The organism is Vibrio sp. M260118 (genome assembly GCF_036533755.1).
Lineage (GTDB): Bacteria > Pseudomonadota > Gammaproteobacteria > Enterobacterales > Vibrionaceae > Vibrio.
In genome coordinates this window covers 1-12,243 of the sequence record NZ_JATABG010000195.1, presented here as the reverse complement: position 1 = coordinate 12,243, position 12,243 = coordinate 1, and the positions used below count along the sequence as shown (strand labels likewise).

The 12,243-nt window shown below is 42.9% G+C and carries 12 protein-coding genes and 1 pseudogene; all 13 read left to right on the top strand.

Features of this window, described 5'->3' with window-relative positions; translation table 11 throughout:
- Window positions 1-326: pseudogene (locus tag QTO00_RS12355) on the top strand (TnsD family Tn7-like transposition protein); the annotation flags it as partial.
- A gap of 9 nt (window positions 327-335) precedes the next feature.
- Window positions 336-1,964, top strand: a complete 1,629-nt coding sequence (locus tag QTO00_RS12350) for a Tn7-like element transposition protein TnsE (protein WP_101411137.1) — start codon at window positions 336-338, stop codon at window positions 1,962-1,964.
- A 388-nt stretch (window positions 1,965-2,352) separates the two neighbouring features.
- Window positions 2,353-2,787, top strand: coding sequence for a MerR family DNA-binding protein (locus QTO00_RS12345; protein ID WP_331425078.1), 435 nt, complete (start codon window positions 2,353-2,355; stop codon window positions 2,785-2,787).
- A gap of 1 nt (window position 2,788) precedes the next feature.
- Window positions 2,789-5,509 carry a heavy metal translocating P-type ATPase gene (locus QTO00_RS12340; protein ID WP_331425077.1) on the top strand — a complete coding sequence of 907 codons (2,721 nt, stop codon included), beginning with the start codon at window positions 2,789-2,791 and terminating at the stop codon, window positions 5,507-5,509.
- Window positions 5,510-5,689: 180 nt separating this feature from the next.
- Window positions 5,690-5,977 carry a hypothetical protein gene (locus QTO00_RS12335; RefSeq protein ID WP_104046715.1) on the top strand — a complete coding sequence of 96 codons (288 nt, stop codon included), beginning with the start codon at window positions 5,690-5,692 and terminating at the stop codon, window positions 5,975-5,977.
- A gap of 19 nt (window positions 5,978-5,996) precedes the next feature.
- Window positions 5,997-6,242 carry a hypothetical protein gene (locus QTO00_RS12330; RefSeq protein WP_331425076.1) on the top strand — a complete coding sequence of 82 codons (246 nt, stop codon included), beginning with the start codon at window positions 5,997-5,999 and terminating at the stop codon, window positions 6,240-6,242.
- A gap of 94 nt (window positions 6,243-6,336) precedes the next feature.
- Entirely contained in the window at window positions 6,337-6,717 is a 381-nt protein-coding gene (locus QTO00_RS12325) for a DUF3316 domain-containing protein (protein ID WP_054963219.1), read from the top strand.
- A gap of 52 nt (window positions 6,718-6,769) precedes the next feature.
- Window positions 6,770-7,111 carry a P-II family nitrogen regulator gene (locus QTO00_RS12320; protein ID WP_331425075.1) on the top strand — a complete coding sequence of 114 codons (342 nt, stop codon included), beginning with the start codon at window positions 6,770-6,772 and terminating at the stop codon, window positions 7,109-7,111.
- A 30-nt stretch (window positions 7,112-7,141) separates the two neighbouring features.
- The gene (locus QTO00_RS12315; protein ID WP_054963217.1) at window positions 7,142-7,825 is read left to right on the top strand and encodes a heavy metal response regulator transcription factor; all 684 of its coding nucleotides are present in this window, start codon (window positions 7,142-7,144) and stop codon (window positions 7,823-7,825) included.
- Window positions 7,822-9,141, top strand: a complete 1,320-nt coding sequence (locus tag QTO00_RS12310) for a heavy metal sensor histidine kinase (RefSeq protein WP_054963216.1) — start codon at window positions 7,822-7,824, stop codon at window positions 9,139-9,141. The genes QTO00_RS12315 and QTO00_RS12310 overlap by 4 nt, the downstream gene beginning before the upstream one ends.
- Before the next feature lie 77 nt (window positions 9,142-9,218).
- Entirely contained in the window at window positions 9,219-9,641 is a 423-nt protein-coding gene (locus QTO00_RS12305) for a hypothetical protein (protein ID WP_054963215.1), read from the top strand.
- 92 nt (window positions 9,642-9,733) lie between these two features.
- Window positions 9,734-11,125, top strand: coding sequence for a TolC family protein (locus tag QTO00_RS12300; protein ID WP_443088925.1), 1,392 nt, complete (start codon window positions 9,734-9,736; stop codon window positions 11,123-11,125).
- 13 nt (window positions 11,126-11,138) lie between these two features.
- The coding region (locus tag QTO00_RS12295) for an efflux RND transporter periplasmic adaptor subunit (protein WP_331425074.1) at window positions 11,139-12,243 on the top strand (1,105 nt) is incomplete at its 3' end.

Below are 12,243 nucleotides of genomic sequence, written 5' to 3'. Positions count from 1 at the left end.
TTAGGGTTGTCGAACGATTAGATACCGTTATTGATGGCCCTCGAAGAAGCAAAAATTTCTTACTTAAGCAGCTAGATGATTACGGCTCGGTGAGCAAAAAACTGAACTTATTACCCTTACTATCTCTTACTGTGAATCGGTATCAAGAAAGCGTCTTTGAGTTTCAAGCTCGTCGGCTAGTCATGGCAGTAATTGCAAAATCAAAAAAAGGTTCAGGAATGAGTCGCTGGAAATTGATGCGTTCAGCAAGTCTCCCGAAAGAAAGAATACTGCCAATCGTTGACGATTTGCTCGACTGGGTAGTTATAGGATCAAACATCAAATAAGGAAATGATATGGGAGCTAGGTTTTACAAGTGTGACGATGATGTACGTATAGTCCATACAGGTAAAGTATTAGTACGAACAAGTGATTCGTCTTACCGGCCTTCAATTGAAGTTTGGTGCTATCCACCACAGCAGAAAAATAATTTTCATGCGACTGCATTTTCTAACGTTCCTGCTTTATATCGAGGAAAAATAATTAATCAAAGAGGGTTATCAGAAAGTTACGCTAAACGAGGAAGTCACAAATTTAGAAGTAATGAGTTCCTTCGACACAGTAGTTTGAGTGAGTTCCCTGACTCAGAGTCAGCAGAGTCTTTGAGAAAGAAAGAGTCAGAGCAACATGCATTTATATTAGACCGAGGCGCTGCCCCTACACTGGTTATTCCTCAGCTTGAGCTGGCAAGGGTCCTATTTTATGCCAGCTCGTACTTATCGCGAGCGTCATTAATGTCTTCTCGTTTGCTTACAGACTTCAAGGTCGAAGTAAACACCAAGGAGGACTATGCCAATATCGAAGTGTTGCAAACATCAAACTTTCCTCCTTCGGCATTCAATGATTCAGCAACGAGAGCAATGTTGAGCTGGTTGCTTATTGATAGCAATGCAAAGCGTTCATTTGAGTCGATTTTTAGATATTTCAACGTCGAAAAGGAACGAGATGTGTCTGCGGGGTATAAGCGTTGGCTATTTCACTTTGATCCGCCACAAATGGCTGGATGGTCTTTCGAATACGAAGGCAGGCTTGATGCAAGTGGTCGCTATTTTCTGGTGGAAAAGATCACAGATATTGAAATTAATGCTCAAATGCCGTCTCGGGTCTACTTCCATAACCCGTCTTTTACGCATCCAGATGAAGGTCAAAAACCAACGTGTGGTGGTGAAGGCCCGGAACCGTATGAGCGCCCAGAAGATCATATTATCGATGATGATCGCGAGGCGTCCGATGCTAACCACGCCTTCTTGCTAGGTGAAAATACCTGCTCAGTAAGGTTTAAAAATAGTTTTTCAACGTCGAAAGCAACAACACCCAAAAGGAGTCATCGACCAGATAGAAGCAAAGATGCAGCTAAGAAAGCTGGTGATAAGGTCAGTACCAATGAGCCTGGCAGTAATGGTGAGATACCTTCGGCAGACATGGGTGGAGGTATGCAAGATGGTACTGATAGGTCTGAGGAGTATGCCTCTCGCTTTACGGCCTTTAACATGATGGTGCAAATGCTAGAGGAAAAATACGCCTGTACAATCATTGATTCTTATACTCACGAGCTGGATCAGGTTGGGCGTAGTAAATGTCACCTGATTGACTCTGGTGCCAAGAGAACGATTCGTTGCGTTGTCGTTGAACGGAACGGCCATATTAATTACTTGATTGAGACAGATGTAACAGGCCTGAATAAATGGATCTCAACCAAATGCGTGCGGCAGAACGATACTCGTAATTGGAAAGAACAGTTTTCTCGAATTAAAATAGGCGTGGTGACAAAGTCTCTTGGATGGCCAACACAAGAAATGGATGCCATGTTTGGCTTCAAAAAGCATATTGGTATATCTCACCCTAAGTCAGTAGAAGGGCACCCGACAGGTATTCCAATCGAATCAATCTTAGATTGGGCAGGGAGGGTTGCTGAGAAACTCTAGTGTTTTTAGCTATGTGGTTAAGCGATTCGTGGCACTACCTGAATCCGGAGAGCCTCCAGATCATTTAGAGTTAATGTTCATTACATTATTGCAATTAGATCCCAATTTATCCCTCACCAATAACATTCCTCTTGAATTTTTTCTCAATACGCTTGACCTATGTCTAACACATAGGTTTTAAGCTACAACTAATACACATTGGTAACGAATTGGAGATAGTTATGAGTTGTTGTAACAAAGCCCCAAACGGTGGGAGCAGTGACCCTAAGTTGTTACTTAAACTGTTTATTGGGTTGTTTGTGATTATATTTTTAGTCGCATTTATTTTTGGCTAGCAACATAAAACGAACAAAGTTTCATGTGCATTAAACCTTCAGAGGCATGGATTATGTTGACAACTGAAATTGCTAGAGCAGCAGGTGTGACTGCTGAAACAGTCAGGTTTTACACTCGAAAAGGTCTTCTTTATGCAGAGAGAGATCCTAACAATGGCTACAAGATATACCAACAAAGTGCGGTTAATCGCCTGAAGTTCATTTCTCATGCAAGAGCTATTGGTTTTAGCCTTAGTCAGATTCAAGAAATCATTGATTACTCTGAGCAAGGGCAGACTCCTTGCCCTGCTGTGAGGCAAATGCTGACTGACAAAATTGTAGAAATCAAGCGAAAAATCGAAGAATACCAACGCCATTTAGCCATGATGGAAGAGACTTATGCAGAGTGGGATAAAAAGCCGGATATGGAGCCCAACGGCAACGCACTGTGTTGCTTAATAGAAGACTGGTCTGAGAAGCACCATCAAGTATTACGTGAGGAAAACTAACATGAACACAACACAGTATTCTCTAGCACTTTCCGGCATTAATTGTGGCCGATGTGTCGCTAAAATTGTAGATGGGTTACGTGAAAGAGACCCGGATGTATCTTTCACTATTAATGATACCAAACACAGAGCAGAGCTTATTACCACGTTAATGCCGGAAAGCGCGATAGAAGTCATTGCAAAGTTAGGATATGCAGCTTCAATACCTACGCAGCAAGAGTATCGTACATCAGTATCTAATGTTACTTGCCAACACTGTGTGGGTAAAGTCACTAAAGCAATAGTTGAACTGGACGCTTCCGCTCAAGTAGTTGTTGATTTAGACAAACAAACATTGGTGGTGAATAGCAGTTTGAACGGCGATGACATTGAAGGCGAATTAGTCGAACTGGGTTATAGCGGTAGTACTGATGACACACAACCACAAACTACGGACGTCATTAAATCGAATAAAGTGAAAACAACACAGGCGTCGGATGTCAGTATTGAGCTGTCATTAATCGGTGTCACTTGCGCAAGTTGTGTTAATACGATTGAAAGTGCGCTTATATCGGTGTCAGGAGTCGACTCTGTGGACGTGAACTTTGCGAATCGCACGGCGACCGTGGTGTCAAATCAGTCTGCTAGTGTACTCATTGAGGCGATACAAGGCGTAGGATATGACGCAGAAGAAATTATCGACCAGGCATTAGCAAGCGACCTTAAAGAAGAGCGTGAAGCGCAGGAGTATCGCTTTAAAGTAAAACAAAGCATTATAGGTCTTGGTCTCGGCGTGCCGTTGATGGTGTACGGTCTGTTCGGCGGACCAATGAATGTCAATACGCAATCTGAGCAGTTGCTATGGTTGGCCGTAGGTTTAGTGACATTTTTCATTTTAGTCCGTGCGGGCAAGCACTTTTTTACTGGAGCTTGGAAGGCCTTTCTGAACCGTAATGCGAACATGGATACGTTGATAGCGCTAGGAACGGGCACCGCCTGGCTCTATTCAATGATGGTCGTAGTCGGGCCGCAATGGCTTCCAGAAAGTGCAAGGCATCTCTACTTTGAAGCTACTGCCATGATCATTGGTTTAATCAATTTAGGACAGGCGCTTGAGTTAAAGGCGCGAGGCAGAACTTCGCAGGCTATCAAGCGTTTGCTTGATTTGAGAGTCAAAACTGCCATGGTGATTCGAGACGGTAAAGAGATGTCTTTGCCGATTGAACAAGTTATCGCAGGCGACTTGATTCGCGTTAGAGCTGGTGAAAAGGTCCCGGTTGATGGTGTGATTACAGAGGGCGAGACAACGATTGATGAGTCTATGCTCACTGGAGAGCCTATCCCTGTTGTTAAACAAGTGGGCAGCTCAGTGTCTGCTGGGACGATTAATGACCACGGAAGTTTCGTTTTTGACGCGCAGAAAGTGGGCAGTGATACAGTTCTTGCTCAAATCATTAGCATGGTGTCGAACGCACAAAACTCAAAACCACCAATCAGCCATCTAGCCGATAAAGTGTCTTCAGTGTTTGTACCAACCGTGATGATTCTATCGATTCTGACAGCGATGGCTTGGTATAACTTTGGTCCTCAACCTTCCTTAGTTTATATGATTGTGGCAGCAACCTCGGTGTTGATCATCGCATGCCCATGTGCACTTGGTCTTGCAACGCCGATTTCTACTATGATCGGTGTCGGTAAGGCAGCCGAGTTTGGCGGGCTAATCCGAAATGGTGAAGCACTGCAAAGAGCCAGTGAATTGGATGTCGTTGTATTGGATAAAACCGGCACGATTACTCAAGGTAAACCTGAAGTAACAAATTCTGTTTTGTTGTCAGAAGACTCAGAGCTTCTGCCTCTGGTCAATGCTTTGGAGAAAGGCTCTAACCATCCGCTAGCTAAAGCGTTAATCGCATTTACTCAAAGTGAGGTGCATGATGAAGCGAACCTACCAGAAGTGTCAGATTTCGAGTCCTTAACCGGGCTTGGTGTTCAGGCTCAGTATGCGAGTCAACGCGTGTTGCTTGGCAATCGCAAGCTGATGAGCCAGTTTAACGTCAATGTTGAATCGGTAACAGAGCATGCTTTGCAGTGGGAGCAAGAAGCTAACACAGTGGTGTATTTTGCGATAGGCGATCAAGTACAAGCGCTGTTCGGTATCAGTGACCCCATTCGAGATGATGCTCGAAGTGCGATAAATCGTTTTCATCAGCAAGGCATCCATGTCGTGATGCTAACGGGTGATAACCACAATACAGCGAAAGCGGTGGCATCACTCGCGAATGTTGATGAATATCACGCGGAATTGATGCCTGAGGATAAGCTTCACTGGATTAAGCAGTTGCAAGCGAAAGGGCATGTTGTTGGCATGGTCGGTGATGGTATCAATGATGCGCCAGCACTTGCTCAATCAGACGTTGGTTTTGCTATTGGCAGTGGTACGGATGTCGCGATTGAAAGTGCCGATATTACCTTGATGCGCAGCTCACTCCACGGTATTTCAGATGTGATTGGGATCAGTACTGCGACAATGAAGAACATTAAACAGAACTTGTGGGGGGCGTTTATCTATAACAGCTTAGGGATTCCCGTAGCAGCAGGGCTCCTGTTTCCATTCACGGGTTGGCTATTAAGCCCGATCATCGCTGGGGCAGCGATGTCACTTTCCTCTGTTACCGTTGTAACCAATGCAAATCGCTTGCGCTTATATACACCACCTTCAGCCCCTACAACCAATGAGGAGTAATGCCATGTTAGTCAATTTTTTAGGTCTTACAGCAATCGTATTTATCGTCTGGTGGTTTTGGGGTAAGAAAAACGGCTAAGATGACAAAATTGTCATGAACCCCTCCCCATTACTGATCTAAGTGCTGCGATAAACTGAATCTCAGTTAAACGAGTTAAAGTTATTTTGGAGAGCAAGAGAATGAAAAGCAAAAAATCAGATTGTCACAAGAATGGTCATCATAAAGGTCATGGATGGATGATGGTTCTATGCGCGTTACTAATGGTGGGTATTCCATTGTTTATTCTCTCTTCTAGCCAAGAGATGTTTAGTTGGGCATACCTAAGTAGTGCGATTGTTCCATTAATCATCTGTTTAGCGATGCATGGTTTAATGATGAAGATGATGATGCCGAGTGAAAAGAAAGACTCCGAAGCCAACGAGCAATCGGTGGAAAAAATTGAAAACAATCAACAGTTCAAAGCATAAGTAAGGGTTAGGTGATTTTATGAAAAAGTTATATGTATCAGTGTTATTAAGTGGCTTAGTTGCGATGCCAGTGCTAGCAACAAGTTCCATCGATGATCAGCATCGAGACCACCATGCCGTTCAAAATGAGAAAGTACATGCTAATCGACCTCATACGGATCAAGTGAAGGATCACGAAGGAATGATGGAACACATGCAAATGATGCAAAGCATGAACATGGAAGACATGCCAGAAGAGTGCAAAAAAATGATGAGTAGCTCCTAAATCTTAATATGACAAAAATGTCATGTTTGAGTGCCGAAAACGGTCACACTGGTTTAGATAAACTAAGAGCATCCAAACAGAGAAGGAAATAATAATGAATCTATTAGTCAAAACTCTATTAACTAGCTCTATTATACTTACTAGTGCCGCATCATTTGCACAACCATTGTATTCCGGTGGCAATTATGTAAGTCGAGTTGATCATAAAACTGTCTCTATTGATGCCGTGAGCTCTAAACAGCAAGCATACACGTTAGGGCTGGAAAAACTGTCAGAATTTGAGGATATGAGCGGGCGAGATTTAAGTACAGCTCTGGTCCCTGTAAGAACTTATGGTAGTGCTCGAAATTCTACTCACCTGAAAGATGGAGGGTATGTAACTGTTCAGGAAAGATTGAATAATCAAGGTCAGATAGAGTATGTAGCCAAAGTACATCTTAATGTTCATTATCAAGAACGAGATAGCAACAACTAACCTCAGCAGAGCTCCTAGAGCATCAATTTGTTCTAGGAGCTAAGGAGCAACTATGATTGATAAAATTTCGGTAATATTTCAGGAACAAAAGCTTGAGGATATTGAATCAGTTCTCGCAGAGGAAGGGGTGCGAAACTTCACGATTTATCAAGTACAAGGGCGTGGAAGTCATGCGAACCTAATTGATACCCATGCTTTAAATACACATTACCAACTAGATGTTTTCATTGGTCATAGCCATACTCAGAGTTTGGTTGGTGCATTACTAGATACTCTATGTGTGTCACAAGAAGGAAATGGTGTTACGTCTGTCATAGAAAACGTTTTGTTGTTTGACAATAATACGAAAAATCAAATTTCTAAACCATCATATAATCACAAGCTCGATGTATAACATCCAAGGAAATGAAGGCATTTTTCTTATATGAAATTACTCGTTGTAGAAGATGAAGAGAAAGCTGGAGCTTATCTTAAAAAGGGCCTAATTGAATCAGGCTACACTGTAGATCTATCTACCGATGGTGTTGATGCGTTGTACTTAGCGACCACTTATGAATATGATCTCATTGTTTTAGACATTATGCTACCAAAGTTGAATGGGTGGCAGTTATTGCAGACACTTCGCAGCAGTGAAATATCTACACCTGTCATTATTTTGTCAGCTAAAGATCAGGTTGAAGATCGAGTGAAAGGACTTGAACTTGGAGCGAATGACTACCTTGTTAAGCCTTTTGCCTTTGTCGAATTGCTTGCAAGAGTCAAAAATGCATTACGTCACCAAACTACCACGGTCAAAACTGAGTCTGTTCTAAGTATTGCTGATTTGAGCCTCGACTTACTTAAACGAAAGGCGACTCGAAACAATGACACGATCCCTCTGACGGCAAAAGAGTTTTCTTTGCTGGAATATTTATTTACGAAGAGGGGTCAAGTTGTCACTCGCACTCAGATAGCGTCCGCTGTTTGGGATATGAACTTTGATAGTGATACGAATGTCATTGATGCAGCAGTGAAAAGATTGAGGACGAAAATCGACAAGCCTTATCAGAACAAACTTATCCAGACCGTGCGAGGTATGGGGTACAAGCTTGATGACGCCGTAGAATGAAAAAATTACTAAATCAATCAATTGCACGCAAATTGGTGTTTATGTTTGTCACAGCCTCTTTTGTAGTTTTAGTCGTGTTTGCTTTAACGATCCAACACGCTATCAAGAACCATTTTAATGAGCAGGACTATAGGCACCTAGAAACAAAACTCCTTCCTTTAATAAGTACTGTTGAGCGAGATCTAGACTTGTTCCAGTCATGGGATATCTCAGCCTGGATATTAAACAATCAACAGGTGGTGCAAACGAACAATGAAGCTATTGACCTTCCATCTGAGCTGATAGGTAGCTCTTCATATGAATGGAGTGTAGGCAACAACCGTTTTCATGCTTTTAAGTTCGATTATCCTGAGGTAGAAAACGGTGCGATCGTGCTCGCAATGAATGTGACTCATCACAAGCTGTTTTTCGACAAGCTAAATACCATTCTATTTTGGACATTAGTTTTAACACTGAGTTTATCGGGTGCTTATGCATTAATCATTGTTAGAAATGGGTTACAGCCACTGAAACAATTAAAAGAGTATATCGAGCAAGTAAATACTAGCAACCTCAGCATTCGTATACCAAGTGACTCACTTCCAAAGGAGTTAAGCAACTTAATTATTTCTCAAAATGAAATGCTAGAGAGGTTGCAAGAAGGTTATCTCAGGTTGAGTGAGTTTTCATCAGATATTGCTCATGAGTTAAGAACACCGTTGAACAATATCTTGACCCAGACTCAAGTGGCACTTGGTATAGAGCGCTCCGTTGAAGAGTATCAAGACATTCTAGTATCAAACATCGAAGAGCTAGAGCGATTCAATAAGACCATTTCAGATACATTATACCTAGCTAAATCAGAGAATAGGCTTCTGCACAAGACCGATGCAGAGTTAGAGTTGAGAGAAGTAATCAACCCTTTGCTTGAATATTATGATGTGTTGGCAGAAGAAAAAAATGTTCGATTTACCCTAGATGGTTCCTCGACTCTGTTCGGTGACAAAGATATGCTTCAACGAGCATTTGGTAATGTGTTGTCTAATGCGTTGAGGCACTGCTTCCATAATACGGATATATCGGTAGTAATCTCCGAATCAGAAACGAGCAACAAGGTGATAATCAGCAATGTTGGTGAGCCTATACCTTTGAGCTCTTTGCCCTATATATTTGAACGGTTCTATCGTTCAGATAAGTCGCGTGCCCATAACGGAAGTGTTGGGGCTGGATTAGGACTTCCTATAGCTAAGGCTATCATGAAAGCACATCACGGAGATATCTTAGTAAATGCGAAGGATGAGCGAACTGAATTCGTCTTTATTTTCAATAATCTTTAACACCAATAAATTTGAAATATCACTATTGTTCATCAGTTTTTATAATGTATTATGAACGCGTAGTGAAAAGGTACGATATGACAGACTCTTTGAGACAAACAAGTATTTTGATTATCAGCATCTTAGCGATGTTGATGTCGAGCTACGTCTCGAGTATGCCAATGATGGATATGAGTGCAATATCGTCCTCTTCAATTCAAACCCAACGTTCTCACCATGACTCGATGGAAATGTCTGAGACTACAGCAAGCCATCATGCGATGATAGGCTGCCCACCGATGGATATAGAGATGACAAAGAGCGATAGTTCTACTCATTGCGATGGTTCATCTACCTCTGGTGGGGACTGCTGTAAAAGTGTGTGTACTAGCGTATTTTTTCCACTCTCATCTTCTCGATTAATCAGCATCTCTGAACCTGAACAGGCTCTGCGTCACCCAATCAAAATAGGCGTAACAGTAACTCGTATTCAGAGCTTACTGCGTCCACCCTCTGTTTAATTCAACTATCATAACTATTTAGCTCTCAATTCTATCTGCTGGAAGGCAGAAGTTGAGGTATGTCCATATCGTTTTTACGTGGATAAATAATAATGAATATTGAATCAAACGGCTTAAGTGCTTTTAAAGCCCTGAGTCTTGGGGTAGCGGCTGCAATTTATACGATGCCTGCCCTGTCACATTCGGGGTCGAACGCGACTCCACAAACTATCTCAGCTTCGACGCAGCAGTTGAATGCACTAATTGAAGCGGCTTTAGCAAATGATACGAGTCGCTCTCAATATGCTGCGCAGTCACAGGCGATGCGTGAAACGGGCGTTGCAAGCTCGACTCTCATGGATCCAAAACTTAAGGTGGGCTTTGGCGGTTTACCTGTGGATTCCTTTAAATTTGACGAAGACCCCATGACAAATATCTCTGTTGGAATTATGCAACAGTTTGAGCGTGGTGCAACGTTAGATCTTAATCAACGCAAAGCTAATCAACAGGCAGATGGTATAGCGTATCAGGTGCAAGTTCGAGAGCGTGAAGTGGCGAATAGTATTACTCAACTATGGTTGGAACTGGGCTACCTTCAACACGCAGAAACGTTGATTGAATCTAATCAACGTCTCATGGTAGAGATGGAGCAGTATATTCAAACTAATTACTCAATTGGTAAGAGCGAAGCACAAGATCTGCTTAACACCCAACTTCAAGTCAATAAGCTCGACGAAAAGCTGCAATCGAATCAACAAATGCAAAATCGAGCTGTAGCTCAGTTATCAGAATGGCTAGGCTCAGAGTGGTTAAATCACCGTTCCATTGATTCGAATCAGGCAGGCTATCAATTAGACTGGTCGCGTTTGAATACGCTTTTAGAGCAGCAAACCAGCAACACTCAGTACTACTCACTGCTTAACCAACATCCTATGGCGCAAATGGCTGACGCCAACATCTCTGCCAATCGCACCCAAGTGGAGGTTGCTGAACAATCTTATACACCACAATTTGGTGTCGAAGTGATGTATGCCTACCGTCAATCTGACAACATGAAAGGTGAGCCAGCTTCAGATTTGCTGAGTGCCTATCTTACTATGGATATCCCTTTGTTCACTGATAACCGCCAAGATAAAAATGTAGCGGCCGCTCAATACCAAGTGGGCGCAGCGCAGTATCAAAAAGATACGCTGCTCGCTCAAATGAACGCCCAAGTAAACGCATTAATGACGGACAGAATGAATCTCATTGAACGCATTCAGCGCTACCAAGAGCGCTTATTACCTCAGTCCAAAGCCCGCATTGAAGCGGTTGAGCGCGGTTATCAGAACAATACTGCTCAGTTTGGTGATGTCATCACTGCATCAACCGATGAATTGGCTCTTCAAATGGAGCTTGCTCGCCTAATCACCGATATGAACCAGGTCAATAGCAAGTTATCCATGTTACTTGGTGGTTTCGAATATCAAGTTTCTGCGCCAAACACTCAGTACAAAGAACAATAATAAAGGAATCAAGATGAGTACATTTAAAGTTGCAAGCCTAGCGCTACTGGTTGGTGGTGCATTGGGGTTCGGAGCGAATATTTACCTTTCAGGCATGAACCATAACATGGTTGGAATGATAGCTTCTGAGTCTAAATCAAGTGATGAACCTCTGTACTGGGTCGCACCGATGGACCCAAACTATCAGCGAGATAAGCCAGGAAAGTCCCCTATGGGGATGGATCTTATTCCTGTCTATGCTGATGATCTCAATGGTAGTAACGACAAGCCAGGAACAGTGAAAATTGATCCTGCTGTTGAAAATAACCTTGGCGTTAAAACAGATACTGTGCAGCAAGAAGTGCTTGCACCACGCATCGAAACTGTCGGCTATGTCGCCTTTGATGAGAGTCAACTTTGGCAGACCAATGTTCGAGTATCGGGTTGGGTTGAAAAGCTTTATATCAATGCTGTTGGTGAAAAAGTGAAACAAGGTGACACGCTGTTCACTCTGTATTCCCCAGAGCTTGTAAAAGCACAAGAAGAACTGATCAGTGCCTATAAGAGCCAGCGTAAAGGAATGATACAAGGTGCTACCGATCGTTTGATCACTTTGGGGGTTGACCGCAATCAAATTAAATCTATCGCCCGTCGAGGTAAAGCGTCACAAACCATTGAAATTAAAGCGCCGGCAGACGGCGTTATTGCAAGCCTCAATATTCGTGAAGGTGGCTACCTTTCTCCAGCTCAAGCGGTGATCAGCGCAGGTCCTTTGAATCAAGTATGGGTAGATGCAGAAGTCTTTGAGCGTCAATCTCATTGGATTAGACAAGGCAGTCAAGCATCCATGACGTTGGATGCCTTACCAGGTGGAGAATGGAATGGTGAAGTGGATTATGTCTATCCTATTCTTGACCCTAGTACGCGTACATTGCGTGTCCGCCTTCGATTCGATAATCCACAAGGTGAACTTAAGCCGAATATGTTCGCTAACGTCGCACTGAAACCTGTATCAAGTGATGAAGTGTTAACCATTCCACGCTCCTCAGTCATCCGTTCTGGCGGTATGACTCGCGTGGTTCTGGCTGAGGGAGAAGGAAAATATCGCTCTGCCAGAATTGAAGTTGGTCGTGAAGCCG